The organism is Streptomyces sp. MspMP-M5 (assembly GCF_000373585.1).
Lineage (GTDB): Bacteria > Actinomycetota > Actinomycetes > Streptomycetales > Streptomycetaceae > Streptomyces.
Genome location: NZ_KB891918.1, coordinates 146,955 through 168,367, shown reverse-complemented (window position 1 = coordinate 168,367; position 21,413 = coordinate 146,955). Strand labels below are relative to the sequence as shown.

Sequence of the window (21,413 nt, the reverse complement as noted above, 5' to 3'; positions counted from 1 at the left end):
CCTGGCCCCCGGCCCCCAACTCCCGTGCGGGGCGGGGGTGTCGGGGGTAGCCTCCCGGCGCTCACGACAACAAATCCCCCCGGCGGCTCAGGAGGAACTTCTTGAAGGCGGCGACCGGCGGGGTGTCCACCCGGCCGTCGAGCCAGGCGACGCCGATTTCGCGGACGGCTCGGGGGGCGGTGACGGTCAGTTCCGCGACGCCGGGGCGGGGGACCGCGGGCGGCGGGAGCAGGGCGACGCCCAGGCCGGCGGCGACCAGGCCGCGCAGGGTCTCGGCCTCCTCGCCCTCGAACGCCACGCGCGGGGTGAAGCCGGCCTCGGCGCACAGGGCGTCGGTGATCCGGCGGAGGCCGTAGCCCGGTTCGAGGGTGACGAAGAGTTCGCCGGCCGCCTCGGCGAGGCGGATCCGCTTGCGGCCGGCCAGCGGATGGTCGTCCGGTACGACCAGGCGGAGCTTCTGCTCGTCGAGGCGGCGGGCGGCCAGGTCCGGGTAGTCCGGGACCGGCGACGTCAGGCAGAGGTCGAGGTCGCCGGCGCGCAGCCGTTCGATCATCGCCTCGCCGTAGTTCTGGACGAGCTGGAAGCGGATGCCGGGGTGGTCGGCGCGGAAGCTGCGGATCAGGCCGGGGACGGTCTCCGGGCCGAGGGTGTGCAGAAAGCCGAAGGCGACCTTGCCGGTGGCCGGGTCGGCGTCGGCGCGGAGGGATTCGGTGGCCCGTTCCAGGTCGGTCAGGGTGCGTTCGGCGGCGGTGCGGAAGGCGCGCCCGGCCGGGGTGAGGGAGAGCGTCCGGCCGTGCCGGGCGAACAGCGCCACCCCGAGGTCGTCCTCCAGCCGCACCAGGGCGCGGCTGAGGGTCGGCTGGGGCATGCCGAGTTCGTGGGCGGCGCGGGTGACGTGCTCGTGCCGGGCGACGGCGGCGAACTGGGCGAGCCGCGGGGCGAGCGCCAGCGCCCAGGAGTCGGCGCCCAGCTCGGCGACCTCCGGCCCGCCCGGCGGGACCGTCCTAAGCCGTTCCGGAATGTCTTTTCTGTTGCGGACGTGCAACAGGGACGCTTGTGAACTGCGATCATGTGCCACAGCATCGATTATCGCGTTTTGATGCATTGGACGCATGAACTGAGCGGCTCTACCTTCGAAGCATGCCTCCCGCTGATACCGGGGCGTCCGTCACCGACCGTGCGGCCGCCTCTCCCCCGTCCTCCTCTTCTTCCTCCTCTTCTCCCGCCGCACCGGCCGACCCCGAGTCGGACAAGCTGCGGCCGGGCGGCCCCGGCTACCGCCGGATGAGCTTCGCCCTCTTCGCCGCCGGAGTGGCCACCTTCGCCCTCCTGTACTCCACCCAGGCGCTGCTGCCGGCCATCTCCGCGGACCTCGACGTCGCGCCGGACCAGGCCAGTTGGACGGTCTCCGCGGCCACCCTCGGGCTGGCCCTGGGCGTGATCCCGCTCAGTGCGCTCTCCGAGCGGTTCGGCCGCCGCACCCTGATGACGGCCTCCCTCACCGTCGCCGCGGTGATCGCGCTCCTGGTCCCCTTCGCCCCCTCGCTCGGCACGCTGATCGCGCTGCGCGCCGTCCAGGGCGTCGCGCTGGCCGGGCTGCCCGCGTCGGCGATGGCGTTCCTGGCCGAGGAGGTACGGGCCAAGGCGCTGGTGGCGGCGATCGGCCTGTTCGTGGCCGGCAACAGCATCGGCGGGATGTCCGGGCGGATCGTCACCGGCTGGGTCGCCCAGGCGTGGGGCTGGCGGGTGGCGCTCGGCGCGGTGGGGCTGATGGCCGTGGTGTGCGCGGTGGCGTTCCGGCTGCTGGTGCCCCGGGCCCGGCACTTCGTCTCCCGTTCGGTCGGGCCGCGGGCGCTGGCCCGTACACTCGGCGGCCACCTCGCCGACCCGCTGCTGCGCCGCCTCTACGCCATCGGCGCCCTGTTCATGACGGTCTTCGGCGCGGTCTACACGGTGATCGGCTACCGCCTGGTCGCCGAGCCGTTCCACCTCCCGCAGGGCATCGTCGGCTCGATCTTCGTCGTCTACCTCGTCGGTACGGTCTCCTCGGCCGCGGCCGGGAAGCTGGTCGGCCGGGTCGGCCGCCGCGGCGCCCTCTACCTGGCCGTCGGCACCACCGCAGCGGGCCTGCTGCTGACCCTGGCCGCCACGGTGGCCGCGGTGCTGGCGGGCCTGGTCCTGATCACCGCGGGCTTCTTCGCGGGCCACGCGGTCGCCTCGTCCTCGGTCAGCCGCACCGCCAAGACCGCCCGGGCCCAGGCGTCCGCGCTCTACCAGTGCGCGTACTACATCGGCAGCAGCCTGGGCGGCGCGCTCGGCGCCGCCGCCTTCCACGCCGCCGGCTGGTCGGGCACCGTCCTCCTCGGCCTCGCGGCGATGGTCGGCGCCGCCGCCATCACCCTCTACGCCACCCGCAAGGCGGTCGCCGAACGCCGCCTGCTGAGCCTGAGCAAGGCGGCGTAACCCGGCCACCCAACCGCGCCGCGCAGTCCGGCCGCCCGGTCGGCTCCCGCGGCCCCCGGAACCGAAGGGCCCGCCCCGTCACCTGTCCTGGTGGGGCGGGTCCTTCGTCGTCCTACGCCGTCAATCGAGGGGGAAGACGCCCGTGTCCAGGGTGAGTTCGAAGGGCGCGGGAAGCACCAGCTCGTCGCCGAACTTCGCGGTCTGAAACACCTGGTATGCGTCGCCCTTCGGCTCGCCATAGAGCGTGATGACCGGCTCGTCAGGTGCCCAGAGGTCGATGAGGAGGTACAGCGGAACTCCCGCGGACGCGTATCCGGCACGCTTGTCGAACCGGTCGTGGTGCGCGGAGGTCTTCGCGGTGATCTCGACGGCCAGTTCGGCTACAGCGGCGGGGACGAAGTACCCCGCGCCGCGGAGCGCGGCTTCCGGTGCCACCACGAGGTTGGGGACGTAGAGCCCGTGATGGGCAGGGACGGCTACGGCGAGTTTCTGGTATGCGCCCCGGTCTTCCGGGATCACCGCGTACAACGCCCTGCTGAGTTCGGCGGCGATCAGGTTCTGCCGGGCGTCGCGGGGCGGGGCGACGGTGATGACGCCGTCCACGATCTCCACCATGCAGCCGGGCGGGGCGTCGGTGTCCTCCCAGATCCGGACGAGGGCATCCCACTCGCGCCCGGTCATCGGGTAGTGGTCGATGGTGAGTTCTTTCACGGCGGGCGGGCTCCTCTCGGCGGGACGCGGGTGATTGCACCACGTGGAACGAGGGCCGCGCCGGTTCATGGCCCTCGTTCGCCCGTACGGGTCCTGCGCCCGTATGAGTCCTGTGCCGGTCCGGGGCGGGGTGGGCGGCGGGGGTGCCGTGCCCCCAGGGCAGCGGCACCCCGACTCAAGCTCAGCCGATCCGTTCCAGGACCACCGGGCCCGCGGTGAAGGCCGCGTCGGGCGCGCCGATCTCCACCCCGCCCTCCAGCGCCGCCAGCGCGTAGTCGAACTTCTCCGGGGTGTCGGTGTGGAGGGTGAGGAGGGGCTGGCCGGCGGTGAGCTGGTCGCCGGGCTTGGCGTGGAGTTCGATGCCGGCGCCGGCCTGGACCGGGTCCTCCTTGCGGGCGCGGCCGGCGCCCAGGCGCCAGGCGGCGAGGCCGACGGCGTAGGCGTCCAGGGTGGTGAGCACGCCGGAGGACGGGGCGGGGACGACGTGGGTCTCGCGGGCGACGGGGAGTGCGGCGTCGGGGTCGCCGCCCTGGGCTGTGATCATGCGGCGCCAGTGGTCCATGGCGGAGCCGTCGGCCAGGGCCTTGGTGGGGTCGGCGTCCGACAGGCCGGCCGCGTCGAGCATCTCGCGGGCGAGGGCGAGGGTGAGGTCGACGACGTCCTGCGGGCCGCCGCCGGCCAGGACCTCTACGGACTCGCGGACTTCGAGGGCGTTGCCGGCGGTCAGGCCGAGCGGGGTGGACATGTCGGTGAGCAGGGCGACCGTCTTGACGCCGTGGTCGGTGCCCAACTCGACCATGGTGGAGGCGAGTTCGCGGGCGTCGTCGAGGTGCTTCATGAAGGCGCCGGAGCCGACCTTGACGTCCAGGACGAGGGAGCCGGTGCCCTCGGCGATCTTCTTGGACATGATGGAGGAGGCGATGAGGGGGATGGACTCGACGGTGCCGGTGACGTCGCGGAGGGCGTAGAGCTTCTTGTCGGCGGGGGCGAGGCCGTCGCCGGCGGCGCAGATGACCGAGCCGACGTCGCGGAGGACCTTCAGCATCTCGTCGTTGCTCAGCGTGGCGCGCCAGCCGGGGATCGATTCCAGCTTGTCGAGGGTGCCGCCGGTGTGGCCGAGGCCGCGGCCGGAGAGCTGCGGGACGGCGGCGCCGCAGGCGGCGACCAGCGGGGCGAGCGGCAGGGTGATCTTGTCGCCGACGCCGCCGGTGGAGTGCTTGTCGGCGGTGGGGCGGGCGAGGGAGGAGAAGTCCATCCGCTCGCCGGAGGCGATCATGGCGGCGGTCCAGCGGGCGATCTCGGTGCGGTTCATGCCGTTGAGGAAGATGGCCATGGCCAGCGACGACATCTGTTCGTGGGCGACCTCGCCGCGGGTGTAGGCGTCGATGACCCAGTCGATCTGAGCGGGGGTCAGCTCGCCGCGGTCGCGCTTGGTGCGGATGACGGAGATGGCGTCCATGGACATCGGGCATTCCTTTCGAACGGGTAGGTCCGTTCTACACGCATAGACGCGGGGGTCGCCAGGGCGGGCGGCGGGCGGCGCCGCCTCTCGCGCGGGCAGCCCCGCCCGCCGTCACTCCGCGAGGTGCGCCGGGCCGAAGGCGTCCGGGAGGAGTTCCGACAGGGGGCGGATGCCGGCCCGGGTGTCGACCAGCAGTTCCGGGCCGCCGTGCTCGTAGAGGAGCTGGCGGCAGCGGCCGCACGGGACGAGCAGCTCGCCCCTGCCGTCCACGCAGGTGAACGCGGTCAGCCGGCCCCCGCCGCCGGCGAACAGGGCGGAGATCAGGCCGCATTCGGCGCACAGCGCCAGGCCGTAGGAGGCGTTCTCGACGTTGCAGCCGGTGATCGTGCGGCCGTCGTCCACCAGGGCGGCGGCGCCGACGGGATAGCCGGAGTACGGGGCGTAGGCCCGGGACATCGCGTCCCGGGCCTGCGTCCGCAGCGCGGGCCAGTCGACCGGCACCTGGTGCGTCATGTGTGCGGTTCTTCCTTCGTGTCTTTCTTCACGTCGTCCGTCAGTGCCCCTGGCCGCGGCGGTACGGCTTGCCGATCGCCTTCGGGGACCGCAGGCGCTGCGAGAAGAGCGCCAGGACCAGCAGCGTAGCGATGTACGGGCTGGCCTCGACGAGTTCCAGCGGGACGCTGTCGGAGAGGGCGTACCAGACGACCAGGACGACGGCGGCCACCGCGGCGACCGCGGCCTGGGCCCGCTTGGCGGCCCGCAGCCGCACCAGTGCCAGCCCGGCGAGCAGCGCGGCCAGGCCGAGCAGCAGGGCGTGCACCGTGGGGCCGCCGCTGCGCAGCTGCATGGCGTCCATGAAGCCGAACAGGCCGGCGCCGAGGGCGACGCCGCCCGGCCGCCAGTTGCCGAAGATCATCGTGGCCAGGCCGATGTAGCCGCGGCCGCCGGTCTGGCCGTCCTGGTAGAAGTGCACGCTGATCGCCAGGAAGGCGCCGCCCAGGCCGGCCAGCGCGCCGGAGACCAGGACCGCCGCGTACTTGTACGCGTAGACGTTGACGCCCAGGGTCTCGGCGGAGAGCGGGGCCTCGCCGCAGGACCGCAGTCGCAGACCGAACGACGAGCGCCAGAGCAGGAAGAAGGTGCCGGCGAAGAGGCCGACGGTCACCAGGGTCAGCCAGGGGACGCCGGTGACGGCGGCGCCGAGCACCCCGGCGAGGTCGGAGACCAGGAACCAGTGGTGGCCCTCGATGCCGTTCAGCCAGTCCGCGAGGCCGGGGACGGTGAAGGTCGGGATGTCGGACATCGGCGGGGACTGCTTGTCGTTGCCGCCGGCCAGCATCGCGGCGCTGCCCTCCTGTCCGAACACGAGGGTGGCCAGGTACTGGGTGGCGCCCAGCGCCAGGATGTTGATCGCGACGCCGGAGACGATGTGGTCGACGCCGAAGGTGACGGTGGCGACGGCGTGCACCAGGCCGCCGAGCGCGCCGCCGACGATGCCGGCCGCGGCCGCCAGCCAGGGGCCGTGCTGCCAGCCCACCCAGCCGGCCGCGAACGAGCCGAGCATCATCATGCCTTCGAGGCCGATGTTGATCACGCCGGCCCGCTCGGCCCAGAGACCGCCCAGACCGGCCAGCCCGATCGGTACGGCGGCGCTCAGCGCGGCCCCGAACTGGCCGGCGGAGGTGAGGTCCTGGGCGCCGGTGACAGCCCGCAGGACGGAGACCGCGACCAGCGCGCCGGCGACGATCAGCAGGATCCAGGGGTAGGTCAGCTTCCGTTTGCCGCCGCCCGTGCCGGGGGCCGCGAGCTTGGTCGCGGACTTGAGTTCCGTACTCACGCCGACACCTCCGGCTTGTCGCTCTGGTCAGAGTTCGTCGTGCGGGCCAGTACGGCCAGCTCCTCGCCGACCTTGCGCTGCTGCAGGCGCAGCCCGTAGCGGCGGACGACCTCGTAGGCGATGACCACGCAGAGCACGATCACGCCCTGGATGACGCCGACGATCTCCTGGGCGTAGCCCTCGAACTCCAGCCGGGAGCCGGTGCGGTCGAGGAACGCCCACAGCAGTGCGCCGAAGGCCATGCCGACCGGGTGGTTGCGGCCGAGGAGGGCGATGGCGATGCCGGTGAAGCCGATGCCGGCCGGGAAGTCCGTGCCGTACTGGAAGGACTCGCCGAGCAGGGTCGGCATGCCGACCAGGCCGGCGGCGGCGCCGGACAGCAGCATGCTGATGACGACCATCCGCTTGACGCTGACGCCGCTGGCCTCGGCGGCCGGCTCGGAGGCGCCCACCGCCCGCAGGTCGAAGCCGAAGCGGGTGCGGTTGATCAGGAACCAGTACAGGGCACCGGCGATCACCGCGACCACCACGAAGCCCTCGACCGGCTTGGGGTGGGTCGGGAAGGAGAAGAAGTGGGCGGACTCCGGCAGGAACGTGGTGTGCAGGAGGTTGCCGTCCTTGACGGCGAGCCGCCCGTCCTGGAGGAAGTAGCCGATGACGGAGGCCGCGATGGAGTTCAGCATGATCGTGGTGATCACCTCGCTGACCCCGCGGGTGGTCTTCAGCAGACCCGCGACGGCGGACCAGATCGCGCCCACCAGCATCGCGATGGCGATCAGCAGGATGATCTGGAGGGCGCCGGGCAGCGCGACGGCGCCGCCGACCGCGGCCGCGGCGAAGGCGGCCAGCCGGTACTGCCCGTCCACACCGATGTTGAACAGGTTCATCCGGAAGCCGATGGCCACCGCGAGCGCCGAAAGGTAGTACGGCACCGCCTTGTTGACGATCCAGACCTGGCTGTCGCTGTAGTGGCCGTAGTCGGCCATGATCCCGTAGGCCCGGAACGGGTTCTCGCCGGACGCCAGGAAGACCAGCGAGCTGATCACTATCGCGGCGACGATCGCCAGCACCGGCGCGGCCAGGGCCAGCAGGACCTTGTCGCGGGCGGCGCTGCGCGCGAGGGCGTCGACGGCCGGGTTCTTCCGGGCCGTCGGCGTGGTGGTGGACGTGCTCACTTCTCGTCACCCCCCTGGGCGACGGCGGTGTCGTCCGACGCGCTGAGGTGGCCGCTGGCGGCACCGGTCATGGCGGAGCCCAACTCCTCCGGGGTGATCACGGCGGGGTCGGCGTCGGCGACCAGTCGGCCCCGGTACATCACCCGCAGGGTGTCGGACAGCCCGATCAGCTCGTCCAGGTCGGCAGAGATCAGCAGGACCGCCAGGCCCTCCCGGCGCGCGGCGCGGATCTGCTCCCAGATCTGCGCCTGGGCGCCGACGTCGACCCCGCGGGTGGGGTGGGCGGCGATCAGCAGCTTGGGGTGGTGGCTCATCTCGCGGCCGACGATCAGCTTCTGCTGGTTGCCGCCGGAGAGCGAGGCCGCGGTGACCTCGATGCCGGGGGTGCGGACGTCGTACTCGGCGACGATCCGCTCGGTGTCCTTGCGGGCGCCGGCCAGGTCGAGGAGCCGGCCCTTGCTGTTGGGGCGCTCGGTGACGTGGCCGAGGATGCGGTTCTCCCACAGCGGGGCGTCCAGCAGCAGGCCGTGCCGGTGGCGGTCCTCGGGGACGTAGCCGATGCCGCCCTCGCGCCGGGCGCGGGTGGAGGACCGCGAGAGGTCCTTGCCGTCGAGGGTGACGGTGCCGCCGTCGGGCGTGCGGGTGCCCATGACGGCCTCGACCAGTTCGGCCTGCCCGTTGCCCTCGACGCCGGCGACGCCCAGCACCTCGCCCTTGCGGATGGTGAACGAGATGCCGTCCAGCACCGTGCGGACCACGCCGTCGGAATCGGTGGCCGACAGCCGCAGGTCGCGGACGGCGAGCATCTCCTCGTCGGTGACGGTCGACTCCCGGGTCTCCGGCGACGGCAGTTCGCTGCCGACCATCAGCTCGGCGAGCTGCTTGGGGGTGGTCGCGGCCGGTTCGACGGAGGCGACCGTGGTGCCGCGCCGGATGACGGTGATGTCGTCGGCGACCGAGAGCACCTCGCCCAGCTTGTGCGAGATGAAGATGACGGTCAGGCCCTCGGACTTCAGCTCCCGCAGGTTGTCGAAGAGCGCGTCGACCTCCTGCGGGACGAGGACCGCGGTCGGCTCGTCGAGGATCAGCGTCCGGGCGCCGCGGTAGAGGACCTTGAGGATCTCCACCCGCTGCCGGTCGGCGACGCCGAGGTCCTCGACGAGCACCTCCGGGCGGATGTTGAGGCCGTAGGCGTCGGACAGCTCGCGTATCCGTGCGCGGGCGGCGCCGCCGATGCCGTGCAGCTTCTCCGCGCCGAGGACGGTGTTCTCCAGGACGGTGAGGTTGTCGGCGAGCATGAAGTGCTGGTGCACCATGCCGATGCCGCGGGCGATGGCGTCGCCCGGGGAGTGCAGGGTGACCTGTTCGCCGTCGAGCGCGATGGTGCCCTCGTCCGGCTTCTGCATGCCGTAGAGGATCTTCATCAGGGTCGACTTGCCGGCGCCGTTCTCGCCGCAGAGGGCGTGGACGGTACCGCGGCGGACGGTGAGGTGGATGTCGTGGTTGGCCACGACGCCGGGGAACCTTTTGGTGATTCCCCGGAGTTCTACAGCAGGGGCGACCGGACCGGGCGGGCTGCTGCTGGTGGGCGCTGCGTTGATGGCGCACTCCCCTCAGGGACGAAGGAGCGGAAGCGGAAGAAGTGGGCGGCCGCGGGGACGGAGCGTGGAGGGGGACGAGGGGCCGGCGGCGGCCCCGCGGGGCGCCCGGGCGCGCCCCCGGAGGGGCTACGACTTCGGCGTCTCCCTGACCTTCACCTGCCCCTCGATGATCTTCTTCCGGGCCGCGTCGATCTGCGGCTGGATGTCCTTGATGAAGCCGCCGGAGGTGGCGAGCGAGACGCCGCCGTGCTTCAGGTCGTAGGTGTGGACACCGGTCAGCGGCCGGTGCTGCTGGTAGCTCTTGATGAGGTCGAAGACCGCCACGTCCACGTTCTTCACCACGGAGGTCAGGATGTGGTTCTTGTAGCGGGCCAGGCCCGGCTGGCGGTACTGGTCGGAGTCCACGCCGATCCCCCAGGCGCCCTTGACCTTGCTGATCGCCTCGATCGAGCCGGCGCCGGACTGCCCGGCGGCCGAGTAGATCACGTCGATGCCGCTGTCGAGCATGCCCTGGGCCTTGGCCTTGGCGGCGGCCGGGTCGTTGAAGCCCTTGTCGTTGTTCGGGTACAGGTACTGCGAGACGACCTTGGCCCTGGGGTCGGTGTCGTGCACGCCCTGTTCGAAGCCGGCCTGGAACTTCTGGATCAGCGCGTTGTTCACGCCGCCGATGAAGCCGACCCGGTGCGTCCTGCTCTTGAGCGCGGCGGCGACGCCGGCCAGGTAGGACCCCTCGTGCTCGGCGAAGACCATGGCGTCGACGTTCTTGCCGGTCGGCACCGCGTCGACGACGCCGAAGTTGGTGTCCGGGAAGTCCTTGGCGACGTTCTGCACGGACTGGCTGTAGGCGAAGCCGACCCCGATCACCGGGTTGTAGCCGGCCTCGGCGAAGGAGGTCAGCCGCTGCTCGCGGTCCGCCTCGGTCTCGCCGTTCTTCGCGGTGAGCATCTTGACCTGGACGCCCAGCTGCTGCCGGGCGTTCTCCGTACCGCGGGCGGCAGCCTCGTTGAACGAGTGATCGTCCCGCCCGCCGATGTCGAAGGCCAGCCCGACGCCCGCGTGTTTCGCGCGGTTGGCCTCGGCGAAACTCTGGCCGCAGGCGGTGGCGGTGAGCGCGAGACACGCGGTGGCGGTGGCCGCGGCGACAACCCTGATGACCCGACGCACGGGGCCTTCCCTTCGCTGTAAGCGCCCCCAGTGGCGCTGGCTTGTCGGGAGATTAACGCGCGTAGACCTGGCGCAAAACCCTCCATGGCGTCGCCGTTATCGATTCGTCTCTCAGGGCACCGGCCGGAAACACGGCGGGCGGCCGACCAGTGGCCGGCCGCCCGGGGTGGCGGGGTGTGGCGCGATCTTTGCGGTCGCCGCCGCCCTAGGGGCTCAGAGCAGCGCCGCCGCGGTGAACAGCTCCACCCCCGCGGTGATCGCGTACTCGTCGACGTCGAAGTCGCCGCGGTGCAGGTCGAGGCTGCTCAGCTCGCCGGGCGGGCGGACGCCGAGGCGGGCCATGGCGCCCGGGACGTGTTCGAGGTACCAGGAGAAGTCCTCGCCGCCGAGGGACTGCGGGGTGTCCTCGACGGCCTCGGCGCCGCGCCGGGCGGCCATCGCGTCGTGCAGCAGCTGGGCGCTGCCCGGTTCGTTGACGACCGGCGGGATGCCGCGGACGTAGTCGATCTGGGACTTGGCGCCGTACAGGGTGGCGACCTCGTCGATCGCGGCGTGGACGAGGTCGGGCGCCTGCCGCCAGGCGGCGATGTCCAGGCAGCGGACGGTGCCGGCGAGCACGGCGCGCTGCGGGATGACGTTGCAGGCGTGGCCGGTCTCCAGGCGGCCCCAGGTGACGGCGAGGCCGGCCCGGGCGTCGACGCGGCGGCCGAGCAGCGCCGGGACGTCGACGGCGACCCGGGCGGCGGCGGTGACCATGTCGGTGGTCAGGTGCGGGCGGGCGGTGTGGCCGCCGGGCCCTTCGAGGGTGATCTCCAGCCGGTCGCAGGCGGAGGTGATCGCGCCGGTGCGCAGGCCGATCCGGCCGGCGTCCACCCGCGGGTCGCAGTGCACCGCGAGGATCCGCCCGACGCCGTCCAGCACCCCGCAGGCGACGGCCTCGGCGGCGCCGCCGGGCAGGAGCTCCTCGGCGGGCTGGAAGAGCAGCCGCACCGGGCGGGGCAGCCGGCCCTCCCGGGCCAGCTCGGCGAGGACCAGACCGGTGCCGAGCACGACGGTGGTGTGCACGTCGTGGCCGCAGGCGTGGGCGCGGCCGGGGACCGTGGAGGCGTAGTCGACGGTCTTGGTGTCGGGGATGGGGAGGGCGTCGATGTCCGCGCGGAAGGCCAGCCGCCCTCCGGTCGTGCCGTCCGCGGTGCCGCCGTCCGAACCGATGTCGCATACGAGGCCGGTGCCGGTGGCGAGGACGCGGGGGCGCAGCCCGGCCTGCTCCAGGCGGTCCTTGATCGCCGCGGTGGTCCGGAACTCCTGGTTGCCGAGCTCGGGGTGCATGTGCAAGTCGCGGCGGAACGCGATGAGTTCGGCGCGCAGTACCTCGGAGAGCGTGCCGGGCAGTGCGGGGGCGTGCGGGGCTTCGACGGCGCGGGACATCAGTTGGTTCACCCGTTGAAGGTTACGGGCCGGAACGGGGTAACTGGCCCTCGATCAACAAAAGTTCAGCCCCTCAGGGGAAGAAATTTTAGGCAGCTGGGTGCATGGACGGTTTTTGGTACGGGTATGGACGAAGTTTTTATCAAGGCTTCGTCAGGGCTTCGTCGCTCGCTGTCAGGTTCGGTCGGAATCTGCCTCGGACAGTCGCCGTACATCCGGCGCGGTGCCGGTGACGCCGTCGAGGAAGCCCTGGGCGCGCGGGGAGGCGTGTGCGGTGAGCCAGGCGGGGTCGATGTCGCAGACCGCGACCTGGACTCCGGTGCCCTGGAGGGCCAGTGGCAGGGTGTGCACCACGGTGGAGGGGAAGCTGAGGATCAGCCGGCCCACCGGGCCGCGGCGGGCGATCAGTTCGAGGGGGAGGTCGGGCCGGACCACCTCCAGTCCGGTCTCGGTGGCGAGCCGGTGGAGCTTGCCGGCGCGCTCCCGGCGGTGCGCGAAGTAGCGGGTGGCGCCGTGGGTCCGGGCCAGCCGGTCGACCGCGGCGAGATAGCGGTCGGTGTCGACGACGCCGGTCTCGACGAGCGAGGTGCCGACGATGTCGGCGGTGCGGGTCAGCCGCGGCGGGCCGAACCGGCCGCGGGTCCAGGCGAAGTCGTTGGCGGTGACGGCCATCCCGTCGGGCACCTCGACCGGCATGGAGCTGAAGAGGGCGACGGTGCGGCGGCGCCGGGCGCCGTCGGGGCCGGGGGTGAGGCGGCGGCGGGCGGCACCGGCGAACGGCGCGAAGAGCAGGTCGCGGGGGCCGCGTCCGGCGCCGTGCCGGTGCCAGCGCACCAGCCGTTCCCCGCGGGCGAGTTGGCCGATGAACTCCATGGTGGCGGTGCCGTCGTCGACCACCACCAGATCGCGGGCGCGGGCCAGCCCCAGCAGCAGCTGCACGTAGCGGGAGAACGGGTCGCCGAGGACGATCCGGTGGGCCCGGCGGAGCAGCGGGACGAGGCCGCCGACGGTGCGCAGCGGCGCGGTGGTACCGCCGCGGGCCTCCTCCCAGCGCACGGTGTGGCCCTCGTCGCGGGCGAGTTCGGCCATCCGGCGCAGCTGGCCGCGGGTCATCGGGTCGTGCGGGGCGAGCACGGCGACGGTGAGGGCGGCGGGCTCGCCGGTGCGGGCCGCGGTGTGCGCCCATTCGAGGACGTTCAGCAGCTGGACCGGGCTCTCGACGAAGGCGAGGGTGCCGGTGTCCACGGGGGCGGGGGTCATGTCGTCACCGGTGGGTTCGGTCCGGTTGCGCTGCCGGGGGATGCCGAGGAGACGGCGGGCGGGAGTCCCCGCCGTCTCCTCGGGTGGGACCGCTCCGCCTGCGGCGCGGGTCCCTTCGGGTGAGTCCACGTGGCGAACTCCTGTCGGCGGGGGTCGGTCAGACGGTGGCCGGCTCGCGGTCGGCGTCCGCACCCGGTGCGGCTTCCGCCTCGGCCTCGGCGACCACGCCGGCGACCCGGCGCAGCTTCTTCATCGGGCCGAGCTCGCTCTCGTAGACCTTCTTGACGCCGTCGCCGAGGGACTCCTCGATGGTGCGGATGTCGCGGACCAGCCGGGTCAGGCCCTGCGGCTCGACGGAGGCGGCCTGGTCGGAGCCCCACATGGCGCGGTCGAGGGTGATGTGGCGCTCGACGAAGGCGGCGCCGAGGGCGACCGCGGCGAGGGTGGTCTGCAGGCCGGTCTCGTGGCCGCTGTAGCCGATCGGGACGTTGGGGTACTCGGCCTGGAGGGTGTGGATCATGCGGAGGTTGAGCTCCTCCGCCTTGGCCGGGTAGGTGCTGGTGGCGTGGCAGAGGACGATGTTGTCGCTGCCCAGGACCTCGACGGCGTGCCGGATCTGCTTCGGGGTGGACATGCCGGTCGACAGGACGACGGCGCGGCCGGTGGCGCGCAGGGCGCGCAGCAGTTCGTCGTCGGTGAGCGAGGCGGAGGCGACCTTGTAGCAGGGCACGTCGAACTTCTCCAGGAAGGCGACGGACTCCACGTCCCAGGGGGAGGCGAACCACGCGATGCCGCGCTTCGTGCAGTACTCGTCGATGGCGCGGTAGCCGTCCTCGCCGAACTCCACGCGGTGGCGGTAGTCGATGTAGGTCATCCGGCCCCAGGGGGTGTCGCGTTCGACGTCCCACTGGTCGCGCGGGGTGCAGATCTCCGGGGTCCGCTTCTGGAACTTGACGGCGTCGCAGCCGGCGTCGGCGGCGGCGTCGATCAGCGCGAAGGCGTTCTCCAGGTCGCCGTTGTGGTTGATGCCGATCTCGCCGGTGATGTAGACGGGGCGGCCGGGGCCGACCTCGCGGTCGCCGAGGGAGCGGAGGCGGGAGTTGCTGCTCATGGGAGGTCCTTCGTTCTGTTCGGGGGTGGTGGGGCAGGGGGGTCTGGGGCGGCTGCGGGGGCCGGCGGTCTCAGAGGGACGGGCCCAGGAGCCAGCCGGCGATCTCACGGACGGCGCCGCTGCCGCCGGGGGTGGCGGTGACCGCGCGGGCCGCGCCGCGCACCACGTCGTGGGCGGAGGCGACCGCCACCGGCCAGCCGACGAGGTCGAAGCAGGGCAGGTCGTTGACGTCGTTGCCGACGTAGAGCACCCGCTCGGGGGTGACGCCGGCCTCCTCGCACCACTGCTTGAGGGCGATGTCCTTGCGGTCGATGCCGTGCAGGACGGGCACCTTCAGCTTGCGGGCGCGGGCGGCGACCACCGGGTTCTGCTCGGTGGAGAGGATCAGCAGCTTCAGCCCCGAGCGGCGGAGCGCGGCGATCCCCAGGCCGTCGCCGCGGTGCACGGCGACGGTCTCCCGGCCGTCGGCGTCGACCAGCACCCGGTCGTCGGTCTGGGTGCCGTCGAAGTCGAGGACCACCGCGTCGATGTCCTCGTGGGTCGGCAGCGCGCCGGGGCGGGGCCCGTCCAGCAGCGGGGCGAGCGCGCGGGCGCGGGCCAGGTCGTGCGGGTCGTCGATCTCCAGCACCCGGGCCGGGTCGGTGCGGACCAGTTCGGTGCGGCCGAAGAAGCGGTGGCCGGCGGCGCGGAAGCCGGCCGCGTCCATGGCGTAGGCGGCGCCGGTCTCCAGCAGGTCCTGCGGGCGGTCCTGGCGGCGCGGCCGGAAGGACTTGTCGTGGTTGACGCCGTGGCCGCCGCCGTCGGCCGGCTCCCCGGAGGCGGCCTCCTCGGCGGCCTCGGCGTCCCGCCAGACGAAGCCGTGGAACGCGGCGACGGTCAGCGCGCTGTCCGCGCCGCCCTCGACGACCGCGGCGGCCACCGCGTCGATGTCCTCGCTGGTGAGGAACGGGCTGGTGCACTGGACGAGCAACACCGCGTCGACGGGGCGGCCCGCCTGGGCCTCGTAGGCGTCCATGGCGTGCCGGACCGCGGCCTCGCTGGTGGCGGTGTCGCCGGCGAGGTCGCCGGGGCGGCGTATGACCACCGCGCCGGCGCCGCGCGCGGCGGCCGCGATCCCCGTGTCGTCGGTGGAGACGACCACGTCGGTGACGAGCCGGGCGGCGCGGCACTCCCGGACCGCGCGGGCCACCAGGGGCACGCCCCCGACGGCGGCGAGGTTCTTGGCGGGGACGCCCTTGGAGCCGCCGCGGGCGGGGATGACGGCCACAACGGTGGGGGGCATGGGGCTCTCCTCGGTCGGGTGAGGGACGGGGGCCGTCACAGTTGCCCCCAGCGGCGGATGGCCGGGGCGACGCGCTGGACGCCGTGCCGGTAGGCGCCCCGGGCGGCCTCGCGGACCGTGTCGCGGGCGAACTGCCGCAGCCCGCCGGCCTCTTGGGGCGCGTCGCGGTACCCGGCGAGCGGCGCGCCGTGCGGGTCCAGGCCGTGGCGGGCGAGGATGCCGGGCAGGTAGCCGGGGGCGGTGCGGGGTGTGTAGTACGGGGTGAGCGGCGGCAGCCGGTCGGCGGCGGCCAGCTCGGCGACCCGGTCGCGGGCGGCGTCGAAGGCGTGCGCGTACGTCCCGTCCGCCACGACCCCCTGGCGGGCCAGCCACTCCGGGTCGGGCTCCGGGCGGTGGCCGGCGTCGAGCTGGTCCCAGGAGGCCAGGCAGCCGGAGCCGAGGAAGTGGTGGTTGCCGAGGACTTCCCGTACGCCGAGGTCGGTGAGGACGGCGGTGGGGATGCCGCGGTGCAGCGACTCCAGGGCGGCGGTGGAGCTGACGGTGACCAGCAGGTCGGTGCGGTCGAGGACCTCGCCCATGTTCCCGTACACCAGGCGGCAGTTGGCGGGCAGTCCGCCGGGGAGCCTGGCGGCGAGCTTCTGGTAGGGCAGTTCCTCGATGTGGGTGGTGTGCTCGCCGGGCTTGCTGCGGAGCTTGACCAGCACCTCGCGGCCGGGGTGCCTGCGGGCGTGCTCAACCGCCCGTCCGAGCAGGTACGTTCGCGCCTCGCGGGTCTCCGGGACGGAGGGCTGGGCGGCGAACACCACGGTGCAGGGCCGGAGTCCGTGCTCCGCGGCGGAGGCGTGCTCCTCGTAGGGGGCGCCGCCGAGGAAGGGCAGGGCGCACTCCACGACGCTGTCGTCCGGGACGCCGACGCCGCGGTAGACCGCGCGGAACCGCTCCGCGTCGTGCCGGGAGTTGGCGAGCACCACGTCCGCGCCGTGCCGCAGCAGCAGGCCGTCGGCAAGCTTCTCGTAGACCACGCCGACATAGCCGGTGACGACGACGGGGCGGCGCGCCCCGGCGGGGTCCGCGGTGCGCCAGGCGTGCGCGAGGCCGTGCAGCATCGCCTGGACGGCGCCGCCGACGCAGGCCAGCACCAGCACGTCGCAGCCGGGCCGGTCCCCGTCGGCCGCCGTGCGCGCCATCACGTCGAGGAAGTCGACGCCCCGGATCTCCCGCAGCGCGTCCGCGCGGGCACCGACCTCGCCGAGTTGGCGGACGGTGGGGGTGGCGCGGCCGCGGAGGAGGTAGCCGTCGAGCCGGGCGTCCGGGCCGAGGCGGCGCGCGGTCAGCGCGCCCCACTTCCAGCGGGTGTCCGAGTCGGCGAGCACCGCGATCCGCGGTGCGGAATGGGTACGTGATGGCACGTCGAAGACGCTAGAAAGGCGCGACGGGCGGCGGGCCAACTGAACGGCAACAACGGGTTAACAGCCGACCGACGAACACCGAACCCGCCCGGACACCCTCCGGTCACCGGCGTGGTTAACCATCCCGCCATTCTTCGTTCACCGCCAAGTACGCACCGCGTCAAGACGAATGCCGGGCGCCGCGCCTAACGTCACGGGGGTGGTCAAGCTCTCCGTCGTCGTGCCGTTCTACAACGTGCAGACATACGCGCCCGATACTCTGAAAAGCCTGGCGGCGAACTCCCGCGAGGATTTCGAATTCCTGCTCGTCGAAGACTGTTCACGCGACGAGACGCCGGAGATCCTCGCCCGCGCCGCGGCGGAGCTCCCGGGCGCCCGGGTGCTGCGGCACGAGAAGAACGGCGGCCTGGCCACCGCCCGGAACACCGGCCTGGACGCGGCCCGCGGCGAGTACCTCGCCTTCCTCGACGGGGACGACTGGCTGGCCCCCGGCTACTTCCCCGAACTCCTCTCCGTCATCGAGGAGTTGGGGTGCGACTTCGTGCGGACGGACCACGTCCAGTGCACCGCCAAGGCGCGCACCGTGCACCGCGTCCCACACGGCCGGCGCGGGGTGGTGCTCGATCCGCGGAGCCTGATCCTGCCCGCCGACCGCTCCACCTCGGTGGACTACGCCTACGCCTGGGCCGGCATCTACCACCGCCGGCTGCTCGACGACGGGCTGCTGCACTTCACCGACGGGCTGCGCACCGCGGAGGACCGGCCGTGGATCTGGCGGCTGCACCGCGAGGCGAAATCCATGGCGGTAACGGGTCTGTTGGGGGTTTTCTATCGGCGCGGGGTGGCGTCCTCACTGACCCAGATCGGCGATGTCCGGCAATTGGACTTCATCCGCGCTTTCGATCAGGTGATCGAGGAAACGGCACGGGATCGCGATGCGCCTCTGCTGCTGCCGAAGGCGGTGCGCACCTATTGCGCGATCATTTCCCACCATCTCGGCTCCATCGAACGATTCGAGCCGGCGGTCGCCCGTACATTGCGGGCGATGAGCGCCGCGGCCATGAAACGCATGCCGCAGGACGTACTGAAGGAAGCCCTGGATTCCATGGATGTACAGCGCGCGTCCCGGCTGCGCCGACTGCGCCGCCGGCCCTCCCCCAGCGCGGAGGTCGCCGCCTGATGCCCGCCCGGCCCCGTACCCAGATCTTTCTGGCGTCCACCCTCTACGGGGCGGCGACCCTGGCCGCCGCCCTGGACGCCGACCTGTTCGCCCCGGCCGACCGCCGGCTGCTGCTGCTCAGCAACAACGCGACGACCCCGGAGACCACCCCGGCGCTGGACGCGATGCCCGGTTTCGGGCGGCTGCGCGGCCGCTTCGACCGGGTGCTGTCCTGGAACGAGACGATCCGCCCGTTCCACCCCGGCGGCTGGTCCCCGCGCGCCGACGACGTCCCACTGTGGGAGCGCCAGTTGCGGCTGCTGTGGGGGCTGGGCGACGACGAGGTCGAGCTGGTCGTGGAGTCGATCCAGGTCAACCCGGCGCTGGCACTGGCCCGTCTGTTCCCGGACGCTCCCGTGGACGTCTACGCCGATGGGCTGATGAGCTACGGCCCCACCCGCAACAAGCTCGATCCGCTGGTCGGCACCCGGGTCGGCCGGCTGCTCCACCTCGATCTGGTGCCGGGCCTCACGCCGCTGCTGCTCACCGAGTTCGGGGTCGAGCCGGTCGTGGTGCCCACCGACGCCTTCACCAAGGTGCTGGCCGAACTCGCCGACGACGGCGAGGCGTCGGGCGAGCCGGCCGGTGTCCCGGAGGGCGCGGCGCTGCTGCTCGGCCAGTACTTGTCGGCGCTGTCCATCCTCACCCCGCAGGAGGAAGAGGAGCTGCACGTCCGGATGGTGCGCGGCGCGGCCGAGCGGGGCCACCGCGAGATCGTCTTCAAGCCGCACCCGTCGGCGCCGGCCCGCTGGTCGCGGCTGCTGGAGCGGGAGGCCGAGAAGCTGGAGGTATCGCTGACCGTGCTGGACCGGCCGGTGCTCGCCGAGGTCCTCTACCAGCGGGCCCGGCCCGCGCTGGTGGCCGGCTGCTTCTCCACCGCGCTGCTGACCGCGTCCGCCTTCTACGGCCTGCCGGTCGCCCGCACCGGTACCGGACTGCTGCTGGAGCGCCTGTCGCCGTACCAGAACAGCAACCGGGTGCCGGTGACGCTGGTGGACGCGCTGGTACCGGACCTCGCCGACCGGAGCGCGGACCCGCGCGCCACCGCCGCCCCGGAGGACGTCGGCCCGCTGGTCACCGCCGTCGGCTACGCGATGCAGCACCAGATCTACCCGCATCTGCGCCCGGCCGCCGAACGCTACCTGGCCGCCCACCTGAGCCCGCACACCCGGCGCTACTTCAAGCGCCGCCGGCTCACCGCGCTGGCGCTGCCCGGCGCGATCCCGTCCCAGCTGTCGTTCATCCCGCGCAACGCCGCCCTCCGCCGGGTGGCGCGCCGGGCCCGGGCCGTGCAGCGCCGACTGAAGCAGCGCCGTCTCAAGAAGTGGGCCGCCGCCTGATGACCACCACCTCACCGCCGCCCGGCGCGCCCCGGGCGGCACCGGACCGCGACGCGGGCGCCGCATCGGACACCGGCTCGTCCGCCGCCCGGAACACCGCGACACCGGGCCCGGTCCGCGACCGGAACGGCGGCGCCCCCCGCCTGCGTGCCCTGGACGGGCTCCGCCTGATCGCCGCCCTCATGGTCGCCGCCTACCACTACGGCGGCCGCAACGGCGACATCTCCCGCGCCTGGGGCGACTCCCCCACCCACCAATTCCCCTCCCTCTCCTCGGCGTTCGCCTACGGCTGCCTGGGCGTCCAGATCTTCTTCGTCATCAGCGGCTTCGTCATCTGCCTGAGCGGCTGGGGGCGCCCCCTGCGCTCCTTCGTCGCCTCCCGGATCAGCCGCCTGTACCCGGCTTACTGGGCGGCGATCCTCCTCGTCACCGCGGTCTTCGCGCTCCCCTGGGTCGCCTTCAAGGCGCTCGCGCCCAGCGAGGTGCTGACGAACCTCACCATGCTCCAGTACCCCCTGGGCGTGCACCGGGTCCTCGGCGTCTGCTGGACCCTCTGGGCCGAGATGCGCTTCTACGCCCTCTTCGCGCTGTGCGTCGTCCTGCCGGGCGCCACCCGCGGCCGGGTCGTCCTCTTCTGCGCCGGCTGGACGCTGGCCGCCGCCCTGGCCCAGTCCGCCCACGAGCCGTTCCTCACCACCGCCCTGATGCCCCAGTACGCCCCGTTCTTCATCGGCGGCGTCGGCCTGTACCTGCTGCACCGCTTCGGCCCCCGGGACCCGGTCGCCTGGACGATCGTGCTGGTCAGCTGGCTGATCGGGCAGCACTACGCGGTCACCGGCCTCTGGCACCCGCCGTCCGCGCACGCCTTCTCCTACCGCTCGGCGACGGTCGTCATCGCCCTCGTCACCCTGGGCTTCGCCGCGGTCGCCGCCGTCGCCCTGGGCGCGTTCCGCTGGGCGAACTGGCGCTGGCTGACCGTCGCCGGCGCCCTGACCTACCCCTTCTACCTCGTCCACGAACACCTGGGCTGGGTCGTGATAGGCGCCCTCCACCGCGGCGCCGGCCTCCCCTCCTACGCCACACTGCTCCTGACCGTCGCCCTGATGCTGCTCCTGGCGTGGTCCCTCCACCGCTGGATCGAACGCCCGCTGACCCCGCGCCTGCGCGGGGCGATCGACGGGCGGCGCTAGGCGCTCGGCTCGGCGGGTCGGCGGCCCGGCAGGGCGAGCGGGCCGGGCGCCTCAACCCCCGCTGTCCTTCACGTGGTTGGCCTCGATGCCGGCCACGATGATCCGCATCCCGGCCTCGAACACCGCCTCGGTGTCACCAAAGAGCGTCCGGCCGGCGCGCGCGGCGAGCGGGTACGTCCCGCCCAGCCGGCGCTCGCGCGCGTCGAGGTCGTAGGCCGGATCGCGGACCTCCGGGTGCGCGGGGTCGGGGTGCACCGACTGCTCCTCGATGACCAGCCCGATCGTGTAGTTGTAGGCGGTCCACCAGGCGCGGGCCGCCGCCTCCAGGGTGAAGCCGGCCGTGGTGAAGTGACTGAGGAAGAGTTCCATCGGGGCGGCAAAGCCGTCGTCCGTCATCCGCGTACCGGCGACGACCTTCCCGCCGTCGCGGTAGGTGAGCAGCTCCCGGCGGAGCGCGGCGCAGGTCCGGACGAGCATCTCCTGCCAGGACGGCCACCGGCCGTCCGCCCCGGGCCCGCCCGCCGGCATCGTCGACCGGAACAGCCGCCGGAAGATCTCGGTGGTCATCTCGTCCAGCAGCTCCTGCTTGTTCTTGAAGTGCCAGTAGAGCGCGGGCGCCTGGACGTCGAGCTCCTTGGCGATCCGCCGGAGCCGCAGCCCGTCGAGCCCGTCCTCGTTCAGCAGCCGCAGGGCGGTCTCCACCACCAAGTCCCGGTCAATTCGCGAAGCCATGTTGACAACTTAACACCGTTAAGGGCAGC

18 protein-coding genes are annotated in these 21,413 nt (G+C 72.9%); 4 read left to right on the top strand and 14 right to left on the bottom strand.

The window, feature by feature from the left end; all coding sequences use genetic code 11:
- Nucleotides 1-61: 61 nt before the first annotated feature.
- Entirely contained in the window at nt 62-1,105 is a 1,044-nt protein-coding gene (locus tag B073_RS0129800; protein ID WP_234025197.1) for a LysR family transcriptional regulator, read from the bottom strand.
- Nucleotides 1,106-1,140: 35 nt separating this feature from the next.
- On the opposite strand from B073_RS0129800, the gene B073_RS0129795 reads away from it, so the two are divergent.
- Nucleotides 1,141-2,463 (top strand): MFS transporter, encoded by a 1,323-nt coding sequence (locus tag B073_RS0129795; RefSeq protein WP_026247855.1) that lies wholly within the window; start codon nt 1,141-1,143, stop codon nt 2,461-2,463.
- A 120-nt stretch (nt 2,464-2,583) separates the two neighbouring features.
- Here B073_RS0129795 and B073_RS0129790 read toward each other — a convergent pair whose 3' ends face one another.
- The 12 genes from B073_RS0129790 to B073_RS0129735 all read right to left on the bottom strand — a co-directional run bounded on the left by B073_RS0129790 (nt 2,584) and on the right by B073_RS0129735 (nt 16,903).
- Nucleotides 2,584-3,174, bottom strand: a complete 591-nt coding sequence (locus tag B073_RS0129790) for a Uma2 family endonuclease (protein WP_018541741.1) — start codon at nt 3,172-3,174, stop codon at nt 2,584-2,586.
- 181 nt (nt 3,175-3,355) lie between these two features.
- Nucleotides 3,356-4,633: a thymidine phosphorylase gene (locus tag B073_RS0129785; RefSeq protein ID WP_051094260.1), complete on the bottom strand. Its 1,278-nt coding sequence runs from the start codon at nt 4,631-4,633 to the stop codon at nt 3,356-3,358.
- A 114-nt stretch (nt 4,634-4,747) separates the two neighbouring features.
- Nucleotides 4,748-5,149, bottom strand: a complete 402-nt coding sequence (locus tag B073_RS0129780) for a cytidine deaminase (RefSeq protein ID WP_018541739.1) — start codon at nt 5,147-5,149, stop codon at nt 4,748-4,750.
- Between the two features lie 40 nt (nt 5,150-5,189).
- A complete protein-coding gene (locus B073_RS0129775; RefSeq protein WP_018541738.1) occupies nt 5,190-6,473 on the bottom strand; it encodes an ABC transporter permease in 1,284 nt (427 codons plus the stop codon).
- On the bottom strand, nt 6,470-7,648 hold the full coding sequence (locus B073_RS0129770; protein ID WP_018541737.1) for an ABC transporter permease subunit: 1,179 nt from the start codon (nt 7,646-7,648) through the stop codon (nt 6,470-6,472). The genes B073_RS0129775 and B073_RS0129770 overlap by 4 nt, the downstream gene beginning before the upstream one ends.
- Complete coding sequence (locus tag B073_RS0129765; RefSeq protein ID WP_018541736.1) at nt 7,645-9,159, bottom strand: ABC transporter ATP-binding protein; 1,515 nt, start codon at nt 9,157-9,159, stop codon at nt 7,645-7,647. The genes B073_RS0129770 and B073_RS0129765 overlap by 4 nt, the downstream gene beginning before the upstream one ends.
- A 216-nt stretch (nt 9,160-9,375) precedes the next feature.
- Entirely contained in the window at nt 9,376-10,413 is a 1,038-nt protein-coding gene (locus B073_RS0129760; RefSeq protein ID WP_018541735.1) for a BMP family lipoprotein, read from the bottom strand.
- 213 nt (nt 10,414-10,626) lie between these two features.
- Complete coding sequence (locus tag B073_RS0129755) at nt 10,627-11,841, bottom strand: amidohydrolase (RefSeq protein ID WP_018541734.1); 1,215 nt, start codon at nt 11,839-11,841, stop codon at nt 10,627-10,629.
- 174 nt (nt 11,842-12,015) lie between these two features.
- Nucleotides 12,016-13,101: a hypothetical protein gene (locus B073_RS0129750; RefSeq protein WP_037813146.1), complete on the bottom strand. Its 1,086-nt coding sequence runs from the start codon at nt 13,099-13,101 to the stop codon at nt 12,016-12,018.
- 157 nt (nt 13,102-13,258) lie between these two features.
- Entirely contained in the window at nt 13,259-14,212 is a 954-nt protein-coding gene (locus B073_RS0129745; RefSeq protein WP_018541732.1) for an N-acetylneuraminate synthase family protein, read from the bottom strand.
- A 70-nt stretch (nt 14,213-14,282) separates the two neighbouring features.
- Entirely contained in the window at nt 14,283-15,494 is a 1,212-nt protein-coding gene (locus B073_RS0129740) for an acylneuraminate cytidylyltransferase (protein WP_018541731.1), read from the bottom strand.
- A 35-nt stretch (nt 15,495-15,529) separates the two neighbouring features.
- Nucleotides 15,530-16,903 carry a DUF6716 putative glycosyltransferase gene (locus tag B073_RS0129735; protein WP_078508239.1) on the bottom strand — a complete coding sequence of 458 codons (1,374 nt, stop codon included), beginning with the start codon at nt 16,901-16,903 and terminating at the stop codon, nt 15,530-15,532.
- 199 nt (nt 16,904-17,102) lie between these two features.
- On the opposite strand from B073_RS0129735, the gene B073_RS0129730 reads away from it, so the two are divergent.
- Genes B073_RS0129730 through B073_RS0129720 form a run of 3 tightly spaced genes read left to right on the top strand, consistent with a single transcriptional unit; the run spans nt 17,103 to nt 20,652 of the window.
- The gene (locus tag B073_RS0129730; RefSeq protein ID WP_018541729.1) at nt 17,103-18,083 is read left to right on the top strand and encodes a glycosyltransferase family 2 protein; all 981 of its coding nucleotides are present in this window, start codon (nt 17,103-17,105) and stop codon (nt 18,081-18,083) included.
- Nucleotides 18,083-19,462, top strand: a complete 1,380-nt coding sequence (locus tag B073_RS0129725) for a polysialyltransferase family glycosyltransferase (RefSeq protein ID WP_018541728.1) — start codon at nt 18,083-18,085, stop codon at nt 19,460-19,462. The genes B073_RS0129730 and B073_RS0129725 overlap by 1 nt, the downstream gene beginning before the upstream one ends.
- Entirely contained in the window at nt 19,462-20,652 is a 1,191-nt protein-coding gene (locus B073_RS0129720) for an acyltransferase family protein (protein ID WP_037813144.1), read from the top strand. Before B073_RS0129725 ends, B073_RS0129720 begins: the two co-directional genes overlap by 1 nt.
- A gap of 51 nt (nt 20,653-20,703) precedes the next feature.
- Here B073_RS0129720 and B073_RS0129715 read toward each other — a convergent pair whose 3' ends face one another.
- Nucleotides 20,704-21,384 (bottom strand): TetR/AcrR family transcriptional regulator C-terminal domain-containing protein, encoded by a 681-nt coding sequence (locus B073_RS0129715; RefSeq protein ID WP_026247854.1) that lies wholly within the window; start codon nt 21,382-21,384, stop codon nt 20,704-20,706.
- Nucleotides 21,385-21,413 lie beyond the last annotated feature (29 nt).